Origin of the sequence: Amycolatopsis sp. cmx-4-83, from assembly GCF_046548815.1 — a bacterium.
GTDB lineage: Bacteria > Actinomycetota > Actinomycetes > Mycobacteriales > Pseudonocardiaceae > Amycolatopsis > Amycolatopsis pretoriensis_A.
Window position 1 is genome coordinate 901,716 of the sequence record NZ_JAEBEF010000001.1, and the last position, 16,206, is coordinate 917,921.

Annotated in this window: 16 protein-coding genes; 13 read left to right on the forward strand and 3 right to left on the reverse strand. The window is 71.3% G+C overall.

Annotated features, from left to right (window positions below):
* Positions 1-386: 386 nt before the first annotated feature.
* The 3 genes from ACLJQM_RS04645 to ACLJQM_RS04655 all read left to right on the forward strand — a co-directional run bounded on the left by ACLJQM_RS04645 (position 387) and on the right by ACLJQM_RS04655 (position 2,347).
* A complete protein-coding gene (locus ACLJQM_RS04645; RefSeq protein ID WP_247014501.1) occupies positions 387-1,040 on the forward strand; it encodes a ferritin-like fold-containing protein in 654 nt (217 codons plus the stop codon).
* Positions 1,041-1,159: 119 nt separating this feature from the next.
* Complete coding sequence (locus tag ACLJQM_RS04650) at positions 1,160-1,390, forward strand: DUF3107 domain-containing protein (protein WP_125307071.1); 231 nt, start codon at positions 1,160-1,162, stop codon at positions 1,388-1,390.
* A 507-nt stretch (positions 1,391-1,897) separates the two neighbouring features.
* On the forward strand, positions 1,898-2,347 hold the full coding sequence (locus ACLJQM_RS04655) for a pyridoxamine 5'-phosphate oxidase family protein (protein ID WP_360772294.1): 450 nt from the start codon (positions 1,898-1,900) through the stop codon (positions 2,345-2,347).
* Between the two features lie 20 nt (positions 2,348-2,367).
* Here the strand turns inward: ACLJQM_RS04655 and ACLJQM_RS04660 are convergent, their stop codons facing one another.
* Positions 2,368-2,685, reverse strand: a complete 318-nt coding sequence (locus ACLJQM_RS04660; RefSeq protein WP_247014499.1) for a DUF4873 domain-containing protein — start codon at positions 2,683-2,685, stop codon at positions 2,368-2,370.
* Positions 2,682-3,449, reverse strand: a complete 768-nt coding sequence (locus ACLJQM_RS04665; protein WP_247014498.1) for a TetR/AcrR family transcriptional regulator — start codon at positions 3,447-3,449, stop codon at positions 2,682-2,684. Before ACLJQM_RS04665 ends, ACLJQM_RS04660 begins: the two co-directional genes overlap by 4 nt.
* A 55-nt stretch (positions 3,450-3,504) precedes the next feature.
* On the opposite strand from ACLJQM_RS04665, the gene ACLJQM_RS04670 reads away from it, so the two are divergent.
* Both ACLJQM_RS04670 and ACLJQM_RS04675 read left to right on the forward strand, forming a co-directional pair.
* The gene (locus ACLJQM_RS04670; RefSeq protein ID WP_360772291.1) at positions 3,505-4,413 is read left to right on the forward strand and encodes an AurF N-oxygenase family protein; all 909 of its coding nucleotides are present in this window, start codon (positions 3,505-3,507) and stop codon (positions 4,411-4,413) included.
* Positions 4,410-5,324 (forward strand): alpha/beta fold hydrolase, encoded by a 915-nt coding sequence (locus tag ACLJQM_RS04675; protein ID WP_410630240.1) that lies wholly within the window; start codon positions 4,410-4,412, stop codon positions 5,322-5,324. The genes ACLJQM_RS04670 and ACLJQM_RS04675 overlap by 4 nt, the downstream gene beginning before the upstream one ends.
* A gap of 65 nt (positions 5,325-5,389) precedes the next feature.
* On the opposite strand, the gene ACLJQM_RS04680 is transcribed toward ACLJQM_RS04675, so the two are convergent.
* Complete coding sequence (locus tag ACLJQM_RS04680) at positions 5,390-6,016, reverse strand: TetR/AcrR family transcriptional regulator (protein WP_086863845.1); 627 nt, start codon at positions 6,014-6,016, stop codon at positions 5,390-5,392.
* A 113-nt stretch (positions 6,017-6,129) separates the two neighbouring features.
* On the opposite strand from ACLJQM_RS04680, the gene ACLJQM_RS04685 reads away from it, so the two are divergent.
* The 8 genes from ACLJQM_RS04685 to ACLJQM_RS04720 all read left to right on the forward strand — a co-directional run bounded on the left by ACLJQM_RS04685 (position 6,130) and on the right by ACLJQM_RS04720 (position 16,206).
* Entirely contained in the window at positions 6,130-7,173 is a 1,044-nt protein-coding gene (locus ACLJQM_RS04685) for an alpha/beta fold hydrolase (RefSeq protein WP_247014494.1), read from the forward strand.
* Positions 7,174-7,253: 80 nt separating this feature from the next.
* Positions 7,254-8,405 carry a DUF3152 domain-containing protein gene (locus tag ACLJQM_RS04690; protein WP_360772284.1) on the forward strand — a complete coding sequence of 384 codons (1,152 nt, stop codon included), beginning with the start codon at positions 7,254-7,256 and terminating at the stop codon, positions 8,403-8,405.
* 95 nt (positions 8,406-8,500) lie between these two features.
* Entirely contained in the window at positions 8,501-9,676 is a 1,176-nt protein-coding gene (gene moeZ, locus ACLJQM_RS04695) for an adenylyltransferase/sulfurtransferase MoeZ (protein ID WP_247014492.1), read from the forward strand.
* A gap of 133 nt (positions 9,677-9,809) precedes the next feature.
* Positions 9,810-10,607 (forward strand): TIGR02569 family protein, encoded by a 798-nt coding sequence (locus tag ACLJQM_RS04700; RefSeq protein WP_360772282.1) that lies wholly within the window; start codon positions 9,810-9,812, stop codon positions 10,605-10,607.
* Between the two features lie 119 nt (positions 10,608-10,726).
* Complete coding sequence (locus ACLJQM_RS04705) at positions 10,727-11,152, forward strand: hypothetical protein (RefSeq protein ID WP_360772279.1); 426 nt, start codon at positions 10,727-10,729, stop codon at positions 11,150-11,152.
* 193 nt (positions 11,153-11,345) lie between these two features.
* On the forward strand, positions 11,346-13,394 hold the full coding sequence (locus ACLJQM_RS04710; RefSeq protein ID WP_410630241.1) for a molybdopterin oxidoreductase family protein: 2,049 nt from the start codon (positions 11,346-11,348) through the stop codon (positions 13,392-13,394).
* Complete coding sequence (locus ACLJQM_RS04715) at positions 13,391-14,818, forward strand: FAD-dependent oxidoreductase (protein WP_410630242.1); 1,428 nt, start codon at positions 13,391-13,393, stop codon at positions 14,816-14,818. Before ACLJQM_RS04710 ends, ACLJQM_RS04715 begins: the two co-directional genes overlap by 4 nt.
* Complete coding sequence (locus ACLJQM_RS04720; protein WP_410630243.1) at positions 14,815-16,206, forward strand: nitrate/nitrite transporter; 1,392 nt, start codon at positions 14,815-14,817, stop codon at positions 16,204-16,206. The genes ACLJQM_RS04715 and ACLJQM_RS04720 overlap by 4 nt, the downstream gene beginning before the upstream one ends.

Below are 16,206 nucleotides of genomic sequence, written 5' to 3' on the forward strand. Positions count from 1 at the left end.
GTCTCGCTGTGCTCCAGCGCGACGGCGGGGGTCTGTTCGGTTGTGGGAATTTCTGCGGTCAGGGTGATCGCCTCTCTCGTGACCAGCGCGCACAGCCGTGGGTCCGCTCGACACTCGACCGGGAGTAAACCCTGGTCCCTGGCGCTGAACTGGAGCGCGGAACCGGTCCGTCCCGGGAATGCCGGAAGAGGCGTGCACGCACATTGCAGTACGTCGGCAAGCCACGTGACCTGCCTGTTTCCCGACGTCGGTATGACGTACGGAAGCTTCTTTATCAAAGACAGTGTACCTGGTCAGCAGTTTTTCGACAGTACCCGCCGCGCCGGAGCCAGTGGGATCGGTCTCGTCGCGGCACGTCCGGGTGCTTCGGCGCTACCCTGGCCGCCGTGACCGACCCGAAAGAGATCAGCGAAGGCGTAGTCGACCTGCTGGGTGTGATCGCCTACCTCGAACTTTCCGCCTTCGACCGGCTGGCCGAGGACGCACGCACCGCCCCCACGCTGGCCGGGCGCGCCGCCCTGGCGACGATGGCGGCCGCCGAGATCGGTCACTACGGGCTGCTGGCCCAGCACCTGGCCGCCCAGAGCGTCAAGATCGAGGACGCGATGGCGCCGTTCGTGGCCCAGGTCGACGCCTGGCACGCCTCGACGCCACCGAAGTCGTGGCTGGAATCGCTGGTCAAGGCCTACGTGGGCGACGGGCTGGCCGCGGACCTCTACCGCGAGATCGCCAGCTGGCTCGACCCGGAGACCAAGGACCTGGTGCTCACCGTCCTCGCCGACACCGGCCACTCGGCGTTCGCGGAGCGCGAAGTGGCCGCCGGCATCCAAGCCGACCCCAAGACCCGCGACAAACTCGCCCTGTGGGGCCGCCGCCTGCTCGGCGAGGCACTGACCCAGGCCCAGTACGTCGTCGCCGAGCGCGACGGCCTGGCCGAGCTCATCATCGGCGGCTCCGGCGACCTCTCCGGAATTGCGGCGCTGTTCCGGCGGTTGCAGCAGGGGCACACCAAGCGCATGCAGGCGCTCGGCCTGGGCTGACCCCGATGGAGTACCCGGAATTGACGACGCGGTCAGGCGCGGTCATGCGCCACCGGAACGAGCCCGTTCGGTTAGCCTTGCCGAGCACATCCCTTACGAATTTCCAGCGGAGGTCCCACGTGGAGGTCAAGATCGGCATCAAGGACACACCGCGCGAGCTGGTGGTGTCCAGCGGCCAGTCTCCCGAAGAGGTGGAGAAGCTGGTCGCCGAGGCCCTGACGGCCGGTGACGGGCTCTTCCGCATCAGCGACGAGAAGGGGCGCAAGTACATCGTCCCCTCCGACCGCATCGCGTACGTCGAGATCGCCCCGTCCGACGTCCGCAAGGTCGGCTTCGGCGTCGGCGACTGATCCCTCGCGGCCAAGGCCACTCCGGGACGTTCCCGGGGTGGCCTTTCGCATGCCCGGGTTCGCGCGTCGAAGGTCGGCCGGTCGAGTGGCCCCTCGGCGTCCGCGCCGTGGCGGGCGTCGTCGGCCGGGCGGGCGAGCTGCTGCTGGCGGCTCGGGTGGCGCGGGCGTCGCGACGCCGGTGGGGGCGGCCGCGCTCGGTGCCTGACCCGGCGTTGCCGGCGCGAGCCCGTGGCGGCCTTTCGCATGCCTGGGTTCGGGCGTCGAAGGTCGGCTGGTCGAGTGACCCCTCGGCGCCGGCGCCGTGGCGGGCGTCGTCGATCGGGGCGGGCGAGCTGCTGCTGGCGGCTCGGGTGGCGCGGGCGCCGCGATGCCGGTGGGGGCGGCCGCGCCCGGCGCCTGACCCGACGTTGCCGGCGCGAGCCCGTGGCGGCCTTAAGCATGCCCCGGGTTCACCGGATTGTGGTGTTTCGCTTGGTGTGTCGGGTTTCCGCCACCTAGCTTCGGCCGGTGACCACTCTCGAGCAGTCCGCCGTCGCGGACCTCGTGCGGAGCACGCTCTCCGCGCACAAGTCGTTGTTCCTCGCCACCTCGGGCAGCACCGGGCCGTGGGTCGGCGGGGTGTACTTCGCCGAAAGCGGCGAGTTCACCCTGAACCTCGTCCTCGAGGACCGCGGCCGGACGCTGGCCGCCATCCGGGAGAACCCGGTCGTTTCGGTGGTCGTCTCCACCGGCTCGCCGATGCAGCCGTTCCTGCAGGCCCAGGCGCTCGCCGAGGTCGTCGGCGGCGAAGGGGACGCGCGGGTGCGCGAGCTGCTCGTGGCGAAGGTGCCGGAGGCGGCGCCGTTCCTCGACGCGCCGGTCACGGCCGTCGAGCTGACCGTGCGGAAGTGGCGCGCCACCGACATCGCCAACGGCCTGATCCCGGGCGTCGAGCTGCCCGGCCCGCGCCTGCCCTGAGGCCCGCGAGCGCCTCGCCGTTACGCGTTCAGCTCTTCGAGCGACGTCGGGACGTGGAACGGCGGGGTGCTCGTCCCCATGATCCGGTAGCGGCCCCACGGGTCCGGGTCGGACAGCTCGCCGTCCGCCGTGTACTCGCCCGCCTGGATCGACACCGGCTTCTTCTTGCCGCCGGCGAGCTTGGTCAGCTCCTCGTTCACCGCCACCCGGCCGTACCAGCGGTAATAGCCGTCGATCGGCTGGAAGTAGCCGCGCAGCTCCACCGTCGTCGACACGGACACGCCGTCGACCACGAGGGTCGCTTCGCCGCTGTAGCCGTCTTCGTCGTGCTCGCTCATGAGGTCTCCTCCACCGCTTCGGCGCGGCCCAGCTGGACCACCTTGTTGGCTTCCAGGGGCTGGTTCGGGTCGATGACGACGCCGTGCTGGCGGCTCAGCCCGTCGATGGCCGCCCAGATGATCTGCGTCAGGTACTCCACGACCGAGTCGCGGCCCATCGACCGGCGGTCCAGCCACCACTCGCCGGTGTTCTGGACCATGCCGACGATGCCGTGCGCCCACGGCTCGGCCGCGCCGGAGTCCATGTTGAACATCCGCATGTAGTCGCCGAGCAGCGCGGTCAGCGCCGACGCGATCAGCTCCTTGTCCTCGGCCACGACGTCCGACGACACCGGCTTCTCCGGCCGCCCGTGCGCGAGCAGCCGGTACAGGTTCGGGTGCTCCTCGATCACGGTGAAGAACGCGTCGAGCGCCATCCGGATCCGCGGCACCGGCGCCAGTTCGGCGTTGATCGCCGGGATCAGCCGCTCGAACAGGATCTCCGTGCCGCGCTGGCCGAGCGCCACGTAGAGGTCGGCTTTGTCGTCGAAGTGCCGGTACAGCACCGGTTTCGTGACGCCGGCCTCCGCGGCGACGTCCTCCATGCCGAGGTCGGGGCCGTGCGTGTCGAGCGCCCGCAACGCGGCTTCGACGAACTCCTTGCGCCGCGCGATCCGGTGCTTGCGCCAGCGGTCGCGCCGGGCGTCGCCGGTCGTCTCCTCGCCACGCGAGGCCTTGCTGGACTGCTTGCCGGAGCGCTTGACACGTTCGATCACGAAGGTCATGCTACGCACAGGTAACTGTTACCTCAAGTTACACATTGCGGAAGGGGTGTCGGCAATGACGCGGACGCTGAAGGAACCGGACCGCGACAAGACCGCGGAACGCCTGCTGAAGTCGTCGGCGAACAAGTTCTACGACCCCGACGTCGACATCGACTGGGCCGCGCCGCTGGTCGAGGGCAAACGCTTCATCCTGGACGAACGCTCCTCGCTGTACGGCACGAAGCTGTGGGACGAGCTGACCCCGGAGCAGCGCATCGAGCTGGGCAAGCACGAGGTCGCCAGCGTCGCGACCACCGGGCTGTGGTTCGAAATCCTCCTGATGCAGATGCTGCTGAAGGAGGTCTACGAGCAGGACCCGACGTCCGCGCACGCCCAGTTCGCGCTCACCGAGATCGCCGACGAATGCCGGCACTCGACGATGTTCGCGCGGATGGCGTCGCGGATCGGCTGCCCCGCCTACGGCCCGGTGCCGTGGCTGCGGAAGCTGGCGAAGCTCATGCCGTCGATCTCCTACGGCCCGGCGCGCTACGGCGCGATCTTGGTCGCCGAGGAGGTCCTCGACCGGCTGCAGCGCGAGCAGATGAACGACGAAGGCGTCCAGCCGCTGGTCCGGATGGTCAACCGGATCCACGTGCTCGAAGAGGCCCGGCACGTCACCTTCGCCCGCGAAGAGGTCACGCGCGGGATGGCGAAGCTGTCGAAGGCCGAGATCGCCTACCAGCAGTTCATCATCGCGCTGATCTCGTACTTCGTGACGCGGGCGTTCATCAACCCGAACGTCTACAAGGCGGTCGGCATCCGGCCGCGCGACGGCGTCGAAGCGGCGCTGAACAACCCGCACTGGCAGGGGACGATCGCGTGGGCGGGGGAGAAGATCATGCCGTTCCTCGAGGAGTCCGGCCTGGTCGGGCTGCCCGGGAAGTACTTCTGGCGCAAGTCCTTCCTGCTCCCGGCGGGCCGGTGACGACCGCGTCGCGGCTGCGCGACCCCTCGATCGGGCACCGGTTCGTCGCGAGCGACGGCGCCGCGCTGCACGTCGAGGAGTCGGGCCCGGCCGACTCGGCGGTCACGCTGGTGCTGGTGCACGGCTGGACGCAGGACCACCGGACGTGGGACTTCGTGCTGCCGCACCTGGACCCCGGCGTGCGCGTGCTGCGCTACGACCTGCGCGGCCACGGCGGTTCGGCGCACGCGCGCCCCGGTTCGGCGACGATCTCGCGGCTGGCCGACGACCTGGCCGAGCTGATCGCCGACCGCGTCCCGTCGGGCCCGCTCGTGCTGGCCGGGCACTCGATGGGCGGCATGACGCTCATGGTGCTGGCCGAACGGCACCCGGAGCTGGTGTCGGAGCGGCTGGCGGGCGCGGCGTTCGTGGCGACGTCGTCGGGGGACATGGACCAGCTGACGCTGGGGTTCCCGGGCCTGGTCGGCCGCGGCGTGACGCGCTTCGAGCCGCGGGTGGCCCGCCTGCTCGCCCGGCTGCGGTCGGACACGCTGCGGCTGCGGCCGGCGATGGTCCGCTCGGGCGCCCGGCAGCTCGTCTTCGGGGCACGCCCGGGGCGGGCGCAGGTCGACAGCGTCGTCGAGCAGCTGCTGTGCGCGCACCCGGCGAGCGCGGGGCTGTTCCTGGACGCGATCGCCGCCCACCGCGGTGTGGGCGGGCTGGGCGCGCTGTGCGACGTGCCGTCGGTGGTGCTGGCGGGGGAGCGGGACCGGCTGTGCCCGCTGGCGCACGCGAAGGTGATCGCGGACGAGCTGCCGCACGCGGAGTTCGTCCGGTTCCCGGGCGCGGGTCACATGCTCCCGCAGGAACGCCCCTTCGAGGTCGCCCGCCGCATCTCCACCCTGGTCCGCGTCGCCACTCGCGGCAACTAGGCATCTTTCATAGGGAAAGCTCCGCTTTGCGACACAAAGCGGAGCTTTCCCTATGAAAGTGCGGTTCAGGCGTCCTTGAGGGGGAAGCCGCCGCCGATGCCGCGCCAGGCGAGGTTGGCCGTCAGGGCCACCGCCTCCTCCTGGCTCATCGACTGGTGGTGCTGCAGCCAGAACCGGGCGCTGACCTGGCTCATCCCGACCAGCCCCACCGCCAGCAGCCGCGCCTTGTCCTCGTCGAGGCCGGCGTCCGCCGTGATCGTCTCCGTGATCGCGTCCACGCTCGCCGACGTCGCGCGGTCGACCGCTTCCTGGACCGCCGGCTCGCCGCGCAGGTCGGACTCGAACACCATCCGGAACGCGCCCGCGTCCTCGCTGACGAAGTCGAAGAACGCCCCGACCGTCGCCGGGACGCGCTGGCGGTTTTCGGTGGTCGAGTCCAGCGCCGTCTGCACGCGCTTGACCAGCTCGTCGACGTGGCTCTCCAGCAGCGCGATGTACAGATCGAGCTTGCCGGGGAAGTGCTGGTAGAGAACCGGCTTGCTGACACCGGCCACTTCGGCGATCTCGTCCATCGCGGCGGCGTGGTAGCCGTTCTCGGCGAAGACCCGCTGGGCCGCGGCGAGGAGCTGGGCCCGGCGCTCCGTCCGGGGCAGCCGCACCCCGCGCTGCTGCAGCCGCGTCATCTCCGTCATGCTCATCCTCCCGTCTTCACACCTTCGACGGGCGGGGTCGCCACCGCGTGAAGTCGTCCTGAAGATTACTCGCCGGTATGTATGCCGTGCCACGGGTCGGGCATCCTGGTTCCGTGAACACCGCCGTGACCGCGCGGGCGCCGCTGACGCACGTGCCCCTGTCGACCAGGGAATTGCCGTCTCTCGAGCCGTTGAAACCGCCGTGGCCGGCGGCCTTCGAAGAAGTCGGGACCGCGCGGCTCCACGTCCGCCGCACGCCGGGACCCGACGGCGTGCCCGCGGTGTACGTCCACGGCCTCGGCGGCTCGTCGACGAACTGGACCGACCTGGCCGCGCTGCTCGCCCCGGTCGCCGGCGGCACCGCCCCCGACCTGCCCGGATTCGGCTACTCCGAGCCCGAAGCGGGCTTCGACTTCACCCTCGACGCGCACGCCGACGTCGTCGCGCGGCACATCGAAACCGGTTTTTCGGGGGCGCGGGTGGCGGAGTCCCCGCCCCGGGGCGAAGCTCCGGCTGTCTCGGCAGCGGTCGGTGGGCCGGTGCACCTGTTCGGCAACTCGATGGGCGGGGCGATCGCGCTGCTCGTCGCCGCGCGGCGCCCGGAGCTGGTCAAGACGCTCACGCTCATCTCGCCGGCGGTCCCGGACCGGCGGCCCGACCCGCGCCGGTTGTCCGACCCGCGGATGGCGCTCGCCTACCTGCCGCTGGTCGGCGCCCGCGTGCGGGCCCAGCTCGCGGCGCTGGGGCCGCGCGAACGCGCCGCGCAGGTCATCAAGCTCTGCTTCGCGGACCCGTCGAGGTTCCCGGACAGCCGGCTCGACGAGCTCACCGAGGAGCACGGCGCCCGCGCCGGCTTCACCTGGGCGGCGCCCGCGATGGCCCGCAGCACGTTCGCCATCTTCCGGGCCTGGTCGACGCTCGGGAAGGCGTCGCTGTGGTCGGTCGCGCCACGGGTGACGGCGCCGACGCTGGTGGTCTGGGGCCGGGAGGACCGCGTCATCTCGGTGAAGCGGGCCGTGCGGACCGCGCGGGCGATCCCGCGGGCGCGGCTGCTGGTGCTGCCGCGGACCGGGCACGTGGCGCAGATGGAGCGTCCGGTGGTCGTCGCCAAGGCCGTTCTGGGCATGTGGGAGCACGTCGAAGCCGGTACCTGGTAGCCCGATCGAGTGAGGACAAACCCCTGCGTGGTCAGCCAGTCGCCGATAACGGTTCGGTGGCGCTGTGGCACCCTGGTGCGGTGGACCGGGTGAAGCAGGACGCGCGAGGCGACGATCGGCGGGCTCCCCACCGCGCGTCGGGCCGCCGGACCCCAGAGCCCGAGGAGTCGCCGCGCACCGGGCAGTACCGCCCGTCGTCGAAGGCGCCGGCGCAGCGCGTCACCGAGGACCGCTACCGCCCGGGCGGGCGGCGGACCAGCGCCGAGCCGCTGAGCGCCTCCTGGAAGCCCCACGTCGAGACGCCGCGCGAGCAGCCGAAGGAAGCGCCGCCGAAGTCCGGTCTCGCGAAGCTCACCAAGACCTACGGCTGGCGCGTCTACGCCCTGCCGATCCTCGTCGTGCTGACCGTGCTCGTCGTGGTCAACACGGCCACCAGCCCGGCCCAGCCGATCGCCGAGCAGAGCGCCGCGCCCGGCGTCGAGTCGGCGGGCGGCGACGCGGCCGGCGGCGCCATCGACGGCGAGGGCGAAGCGGGCATCCCGGAGAACCCGGCCAAGCCGGTCGACCTCAAGGTCCCGACGGCGGACCTGCCGAACGGCAGCCCGTTCACCCAGGCCGGCCGGGGCAGCTGGCACGTCGTCCCCGGCAGCGGCCCCAAGGTCGGCAGCGGCAAGCTCTACACCTACACCGTCGAGGTCGAGGACGGCATCGACGCCTCGAGCTACGCCGGCGACGACGCCTTCGCCGCCGCGGTCCAGGGCACGCTGTCCGATCCCAAGAGCTGGACGTGGGACGGCAAGATCGCCCTCCAGCGCGTCGACGCGAACTTCCCGAACCCGTCGTTCCGCGTGAGCCTCACCACGCCGGAGACGACGCACCGCGCCGACGCGTGCGGCTTCCAGATCACCTTCGAGGCGTCCTGCTACCGCAAGAGCATGGGCCGGGTGCTGATCAACCTGGCCCGCTGGGTGCGCGGCGCGAAGGCGTTCTACGCGGACATGACCGGCTACCGCCAGTACGCCATCAACCACGAGGTCGGCCACGCACTGGGCAACCAGCACGTCGGCTGCGGTGGTAACGGCCAGCCGGCCCCGGTGATGATGCAGCAGTCGTTCGGCGTCTCCGACGACTACGTCTCGATGCTCAACGACATCCCCGGCGGCGACAAGGGCAAGGTGGCCAAGGACGGCCGCGTCTGCACGCCGAACGCCTGGCCCAATCCCACTCCGTAAGACCTTCCCAGTATGTGGCATGGGGGAAGGTCTGTTTGCCTGCGCGTGTTGTGCATAGTGGGATGGACGCGAACCGCGCGCGAGATGGAGGACCCATGTCAGCACTGCCGCCGCTCGTCGAGCCGGCTGCCGAGCTCACCAAGGAAGAGGTGGCGCGGTACAGCCGTCACCTGATCATCCCGGACGTCGGGGTGACCGGGCAGAAGCGGCTGAAGAACGCCAAGGTCCTGGTCATCGGCGCCGGCGGCCTCGGCAGCCCCGCGCTGCTCTACCTGGCCGCGGCCGGCGTCGGCACGCTCGGCATCGTCGACTTCGACGTCGTCGACGAGTCGAACCTGCAGCGCCAGGTCATCCACGGCCAGTCCGACGTCGGCAAGCTCAAGGCCGCGTCGGCGCAGGAGTCGATCGCCGAGATCAACCCCCTGGTCAAGGTGCACCTGCACACCGACCGGCTGGACTCGTCGAACGCGCTCGAGATCTTCGAGCAGTACGACCTCATCGTCGACGGCACCGACAACTTCGCCACGCGCTACCTCGTGAACGACGCCGCCGTGCTGCTGGGCAAGCCGTACGTGTGGGGCTCGATCTTCCGGTTCGAGGGCCAGGTCAGCGTGTTCTGGGAGGACGCGCCGAACGGCAAGGGCCTCAACTACCGCGACCTCTACCCGGAGCCGCCGCCCCCGGGCATGGTCCCCTCCTGCGCCGAGGGTGGCGTGCTGGGCGTGCTCTGCGCGTCCATCGGCTCGATCATGGTGACCGAAGCGATCAAGCTGCTCACCGGCATCGGCGAGCCGCTGCTCGGCCGTCTGATCAGCTACGACGCGCTGGAGATGAAGTACCGCGAGGTCAAGATCCGCAAGGACCCGGAGACCCCGAAGATCACCGAGCTGATCGACTACGAGGCGTTCTGCGGTGTCGTCTCGGACGAGGCCGCCCAGGCCGCGTCGGGCAGCACGATCACGCCGGCGGAGCTCAAGGCCAAGTTCGACAACGGCGACAACTTCGCCCTGATCGACGTCCGCGAGCAGCACGAGTACGAGATCGTCAACATCAAGGGCGCGACGCTGATCCCGAAGGACCGCATCCTCTCGGGCGAGGCGCTGGCGGAACTGCCGCAGGACAAGCCGATCGTCCTGCACTGCAAGTCGGGCGCCCGCTCGGCGGAGGCCCTCGCCGCCCTGCACGCGGCCGGCTTCAAGGACGCGACGCACCTCGGTGGCGGTGTCCTGGCGTGGGCGAAGCAGATCGACCCGAGCCTGCCGACCTACTGACAGTGGCTTTTCGCGAAGGCCGCCCCCGGCTTCCGGGGGCGGCCTTCGCGGCGTTTCGTCCGAGTCGCAAAACACTGTGTGACCAGCGCGTCTTCTCGAACGTGGACCACCCGGCCGGGTAACGTCAAGACTCGTGCGGTCAACCCTCGAACGCCCTCCGGCGCACGTCTGCTCGGCCTTCGGCGGCCTCGACGACGCCAGCGAACCGCTGCCGGACTCGACGGCGTGGCGCTGCGGCGACCTCGTGCTCAAGCCGGTCACCGACAAGGCGAAGACGCTGTGGACCGCCCGCGCCCTCGACTACATCGCCGAGCCGGGACTGCGGGTCGCGAAGCCGGTCGGCTCCAGCGACGGCCGCTGGATCGTCGGCGGCTGGACGGCGTCCCGCTTCGTCTCCGGCACGCCCGAGCACCGCGGCGACGCGTCGGTGCTGGCGGCGGTGAAGCTCCACCGCGCGACGCTGGGCCTGCCCCGGCCGGAGTTCCTGGCCACCCGCCGCGACGTCGACGCGATCGCCGACCGGGTGGCGTGGGAGGAACTCGAGGTTCCGCTGGAAGAGACGAAGGGCGGCCGCTGGTTCGAGGTGCTGGCGGGTGCCCGCCGTCCGATCCGCCTGCCGTCGCAGGTGGCGCACGGCGAACTGCTGGCGGGCTTGCTGTTCGACGGCACCGGGGCACCGGGCCTGGTGGACTTCGTGCCGTACTACCGCCCGGGTGAGTACGGCGCCGCGATCGTCGCGGTGGACGCGCTGGCGTGGGGCGGGGCGACGCGGGAGCTGCTGGAGCGGTGGGCGCACCTGCCGGAGTGGCCGCAGCTGCTGTTGCGGGCGGTGCTGTTCCGGCTGGCGGCGAACGCGCTGAACCCGCGCTCGACGCAGGCCTCGCTGGACGGGTTGCGGGCCGCGGCTCGCGAGGTGAGCGGGGTTTTGTAAGGGTGGCGGCCCGGCCGTCGCTGCGGGATCGCGCCTCGGGTACCCGGCGCCCGCTGTCTTGTGACGGGCCCCGGCCGCCTGGGATGCTGGCTTCATGAGCACCCAATGCCGAAAGGGCGATGCCGCGTAGGCGGCCCGCAAGCCTGCGCCGCGCCCAGCGACTCGACGTCGCCGGACCGCCGCCGGCCAAGATTCCCCACCTCTCCCGGCGCGCGCAGCGGCAGCTCGCCTTCGCCGAAGCCGCCGCGGGCGGCTCGCCCGGGTTCGTGGCCGACCTGCTCGAAGACTGGGACCGCGCCACCCGGCCGCCCTTCCGGCTGACCCTGCCGGCCTCCCCGCACCCAGATTGCGACCCGGTCGGCACACGCTGGCTCCTCGCTCGGGTGCTGGCCGAGCTGCCGCGCCGGGACCGGGCGCTGGTCGGCGCCGTGCTGTCGCGGGTCGATCGGCGGTTCGCCGCGCGGACGCTGCCCGATCCGCTCAACCCCTCGCCGTGGTGGTTCGAGCGGCGGCTGTTCGAGCAAAGCGGCTGGGGACGGCTGTGACCGAGGTCGCAAGGTCGCCGTCACGGCCGGGGAGGCGCCGCTGACCTCAGGTCTCCCGGTCCGTGGACGCGGATCTCACCGGCCGGGCGGCGGGCGCGCCGCCGCAATGTCAACTGCCTGAAACATTCGGTCGATTCCGAGTAACACGGCCTCCTTAGCGTCAGGGCATTCCCGAACCGCCGAGGAGGTGCCCGTGCCGCAGGTCGACACCCACTGCCCGTACTGCGCGCTGCAGTGCGGGATGAGCCTCGACGGTGCCCGCGTCACGCCGCGGGACTTCCCGGTCAACGCCGGCGGCCTCTGCCAGAAGGGCTGGACCTCCGGCAGTCTCCTCACTTCGCCGAAGCGGCTGACCACCCCGCTGCTGCGCGTCAACGGCGGGCTCGAGCCGGTCAGCTGGGACTTCGCCCTTGACTTCGTCGCGCGCAAGCTGGCCGGGATCACCGGCGAACACGGTCCGGACGGCGTCGCGATCTTCGGCGGCGGTGGGCTGACCAACGAGAAGGCCTACCTGCTCGGCAAGTTCGCCCGCGTCGCGCTCGGCACCTCGCAGATCGACTACAACGGCCGGTTCTGCATGTCCTCGGCCGCCGCCGCGGGGATCAAGGCGTTCGGGGCCGACCGCGGGATGCCGTTCCCCGTCACCGATCTCAAGCGGGCCGACGTCGTGCTGCTCGCCGGGGCGAACCCGGCCGAGACGATGCCGCCGTTCACCCAGCACCTGCGCGGGACCGACCTGATCGTCGTCGACCCGCGGCGGACGCCGACCGCCGAGCTGGCGAGCCTGCACCTCGCTCCCCGGCCCGGCACCGATCTCGCGCTGGCGCTGGGCATCCTGCACGCCGTCGTCGAAGGCGGTCACCTCGATCAGTCCTATGTGGATGATCGCACCAACGGTTTCGGGGACGTGTGGCGGATCGTCGCGTCCTGGTGGCCGGAACGCGCCGAGCGCGTCACCGGGGTGTCGGCCGCCGACATGCGCCTCGCCGCGGAGAAGCTCGCCGGGGCCCGCAACGCCTACATCCTCACCGCGCGCGGCACCGAGCAGCACGCCACCGGCACCGCGAACGTCGGCGGCTGGATCAACCTCGCCCTCGCGCTCGGCATGCCGGGCCGGGACGGCTCCGGCTACGGCTGCCTCACCGGGCAGGGCAACGGCCAGGGCGGGCGCGAGCACGGCCAGAAGGCCGACCAGCTGCCCGGCTACCGCAAGCTCGACGACCCGGCCGCCCGCGAGTACGTCGCCGGCGTGTGGGGCGTCGACCCGGACAGCCTGCCCGGACCCGGCCGCTCGGCCACCGAACTGCTCGAGGCGCTCGGCCAGGAAGGCGGCCCGAAGGCGCTGATGGTGTTCGGCAGCAACGTCGTCGTCTCGGCGCCGCGCTCGCAGCGCGTCCAAGATCGGCTGTCCGAACTGGACTTCCTGGTCGTCGCCGACTTCGTGCTGTCGGAGACCGCGGCCCTCGCCGACGTCGTCCTGCCGGTCACCCAGTGGGCCGAGGAGCACGGCACGCTCACCAACCTCGAAGGCCGGATCCTGCTGCGCCGCAAGGCACTCGATCCGCCGCCCGGTGTCCGGTCCGATCTGGACGTCCTCAACGGACTCGCGAAACGGCTCGGACAGCCGGAAAACCGGTTCCCCGTCGACGCCGAGACGGTGTTCGAAGAGCTGCGGATCGCGTCCAAGGGCGGCATCGCCGACTACTCCGGCGTCAGCTACGAGCGGCTGCGCGACGGCGAGGCCCTGCACTGGCCGGTGCCCGCGGCTGACCACCCCGGAACCCCGCGGATGTTCCTCGACGCGTTCGCCCACCCGGACGGCCGGGCGCGGTTCGTGCCGGTCGAGTACACCGGTCCTGCGGAGCTGCCGGACGAGGAGTTCCCGTTGCAGGCCACCACCGGCCGCGTGCTCCAGCACTACCAGTCGGGCGCGCAGACCCGGCTGATCGACGAGCTCAACGACGTCGTGCCGGAGGCGTTCGTCGAGGTCCACCCCGACACGGCCAAGCGTGCCGGTCTCGAGGAAGGCGATCCCGCGAGAATCCGTTCCCGGCGCGGCGAGACCGTGGCCAAGGTGCGGTTCGTGCAGTCGTTGAAGCCTGATCTCGTGTTCCTGCCGTTCCACTTCCCGGGTGAGCAGCGCGCGAACCTGTTCACCAACCCGGCGCTCGACCCGGTGAGCCGGATGCCGGAGTTCAAGGTGTGTGCCGTTTCTCTGTCTACTGTGGATGGTGCCGCATGACACCGCGTGAAGTCGTGATCGTCGGCTACGGCATGGCCGGTGCCCGGCTGGCCGACGAGATCCGCCGCCGTGACCCGATCGCCGAACGCGTCCGGCTGACCGTGCTCGGCGCCGAGAAGCACGCTGCCTACAACCGGGTGCTGCTCTCGGCCGTCGTCGCCGGCGGGATGAGCGCCGAAAGCGTCCGCCTGCACGACGACGAATGGGCCGCGCGCCACAACATCGACCTGCGGCTCGGGGTCGACGTCGCCAGCATCGACCGCGAGAAGCGCTGCGTCGAACTCGCCGACGGTGCGTGCGTGGACTACGACGCCCTGGTGCTCGCCACCGGCGCCAACCCGTGGATCCCGCCGGTCGAAGGTCTCGAAGCCGGGCCGGGCGTGGTCGCCTTCCGCAGCCTCGACGACTGCGCCAAGATCCTCGAAGCGGCCCGGTTCGGCGCGCCCGTCGCGGTGCTCGGCGGCGGCCTGCTCGGTCTGGAAGCCGCCCGCGGCCTGGCCGGGCGCGGCAACCAGGTCACCGTCGTGCACCCGCTGGGTCACGTCATGGAACGCCAGCTCGACGCGGCCGCCGGGCACGTGCTGGCCCGCCGGCTCACCGACATGGGCGTGACGTTCAAGTTCGGCGCCACCGCCGCCCGCTACCTCCCCGGGGACGGGCTCAAGCTCGACGACGGCACCCTCGTCCCGGCCGACCTGGTCGTCGTCGCCGCCGGTGTCCGCGCCGAAACGCGCCTGGCCACCGAAGCCGGGCTGGACGTCGAGGGCGCGGTGCTCGTGGACGACACCCTGCGCACCAGCGACGGCCGCATCCACGCCCTCGGCGACTGCGCGCGCCACCCCGGCGCCCCGGCCGGGCTGATCCAGCCCGCGTGGGAACAGGCCGCGGTCCTCGCCGACGTGCTGACCGGCACGAACGCGGCCGCCCGCTACCGCGGCACGACCGCCGTCACCCGGCTCAAGGCCCGCGGTATCGACCTCGCCGCGCTCGGCGAGACGCAGCTCGAAGCCGGTACCCCCGACGCCGAGGTGCTGACGTTCAACGACCCCACCGGCGGCCGGTACGGCAAGCTCGTCGTCCGCGAAAACCGCGTGGCCGGCGCGATCCTGCTCGGGCTGCCCGACGCGGCCGCGACCATCACCCAGTTCCACGACCGCGGCACGCTGCTGCCCGACGACCGGCTCGCCGTCCTGCTGGGCCGCGCGCTGCCCACCGGCAGCACCCCGGCCGCCAGCCCGGCCGACCTGCCCGCCGCCGCGGTGATCTGCCGCTGCAACAACGTCACCAAGAGCCGCCTGATCGAAGCCTGGAAGGGCGGTGCCACCGACACTCCCGCACTGGCGCGGGCCACGCGAGCCACGACGGGCTGTGGCGGGTGCACCGACACCGTCGGCGGCATCGCCAACTGGCTCGCGGCGCAATGACCGACCCGACCCGCTCTGAGGAGAACGCCGTGGTACACCAAGGAAAGCACTGGATCGAGCACTGGGAACCGGAGAACGAAGAGTTCTGGGAGGCGAAGGGCAAGAAGATCGCCCGCCGCAACCTCTGGTTCTCCGTGCTGGCCGAGCACATCGGCTTCTCGGTCTGGACACTGTGGTCGGTCATCGTCCTGTTCATGGGCAAGGACTACGGGTTCTCCGCCGCCGACAAGTTCCTGCTCGTCTCGACGCCGACGCTGATCGGCGGCCTGATGCGGCTGCCCTACACCTTCGCCGTGGCGAAGTTCGGCGGTCGCAACTGGACGATCGTCAGCGCCGTCCTGCTGCTGATCCCGACGGTCCTCGCGGCCGTCGTGCTGCACCCCGGGACGTCGCTCGGCACGTTCCTGCTGGTCGCGGCGCTCGGCGGCGTCGGCGGCGGCAACTTCGCGTCGTCGATGACGAACATCAACGCCTTCTACCCCGAGAAGCACAAGGGCTGGGCCCTCGGCCTCAACGCCGGTGGCGGGAACCTCGGCGTCGCCGCGATCCAGCTCGTCGGGTTGCTGGTGATCGGCACGGCGGGCGCGACCGCGCCGCGGGTGGTGCTCTTCGTCTACCTGCCGCTGATCGTCGTCGCCGCCGTGTGCGCGTACCTCTACATGGACAACCTCGCCACGATGAAGGGCGACACCAAGGCGATGCGCGAGGTCGTCAAGGACCCGCACACCTGGGTGATGTCGTTCCTCTACGTCGGCACGTTCGGCTCGTTCATCGGCTACAGCTTCGCCTTCGGCCTGGTGCTGCAGAACCAGTTCGGCCGCACCCCGCTGCAGGCGGCCGCGGTGACGTTCCTCGGTCCGCTGCTCGGCTCGCTCTCGCGGCCGACCGGCGGCTGGCTGGCCGACCGGGTCGGCGGCGGCAAGATCACCTTCTTCACGTTCATCGGGATGGCGCTGGCCACGGTCGTGCTGATCCTCGCCTCGACCTCGAAGTCCCTGGCGCTGTTCACGATCGCGTTCATCGTGTTGTTCGTGCTCACCGGCGTCGGCAACGGCTCGACGTACAAGATGATCCCGGCGATCTTCCGCGCCAAGGCGAAGGTGGCGATCGCGAACGGCGCCGAAGAGACGGCCGAGCTGCTCAAGGCGCGCCGCCTCTCGGGCGCGCTGATCGGCCTGGCCGGCGCGATCGGTGCCGAGGGCGGGCTGTTCATCAACCTCGCCTTCCGGCAGTCGTTCGCCGACGCGAAGAGCGGTGTCCCCGCCTTCATCGGATTCCTCGTCTTCTACGGGCTGTGCTTCGCCGTCACCTGGGCGGTCTACCTGCGCAAGCCCGCCGAACAGCCCACGAGTGAGCGCGGTCTGGCGCTCGCGGGAGCGGAGGTCTGA

Bases quoted from the DNA above. Each gene is read 5' to 3' on its own strand.
- ACLJQM_RS04665 (WP_247014498.1), bottom strand. From the start codon at position 3,449: ATGACCTTCGTGATCGAACGTGTCAAGCGCTCCGGCAAGCAGTCCAGC.
- ACLJQM_RS04705 (WP_360772279.1), top strand. From the start codon at position 10,727: ATGCCGCGTAGGCGGCCCGCAAGCCTGCGCCGCGCCCAGCGACTCGAC.
- ACLJQM_RS04680 (WP_086863845.1), bottom strand. From the start codon at position 6,016: ATGACGGAGATGACGCGGCTGCAGCAGCGCGGGGTGCGGCTGCCCCGG.
- ACLJQM_RS04670 (WP_360772291.1), top strand. From the start codon at position 3,505: ATGACGCGGACGCTGAAGGAACCGGACCGCGACAAGACCGCGGAACGC.
- moeZ (WP_247014492.1), top strand. From the start codon at position 8,501: ATGTCAGCACTGCCGCCGCTCGTCGAGCCGGCTGCCGAGCTCACCAAG.
- ACLJQM_RS04660 (WP_247014499.1), bottom strand. From the start codon at position 2,685: ATGAGCGAGCACGACGAAGACGGCTACAGCGGCGAAGCGACCCTCGTG.
- ACLJQM_RS04715 (WP_410630242.1), top strand. From the start codon at position 13,391: ATGACACCGCGTGAAGTCGTGATCGTCGGCTACGGCATGGCCGGTGCC.
- ACLJQM_RS04720 (WP_410630243.1), top strand. From the start codon at position 14,815: ATGACCGACCCGACCCGCTCTGAGGAGAACGCCGTGGTACACCAAGGA.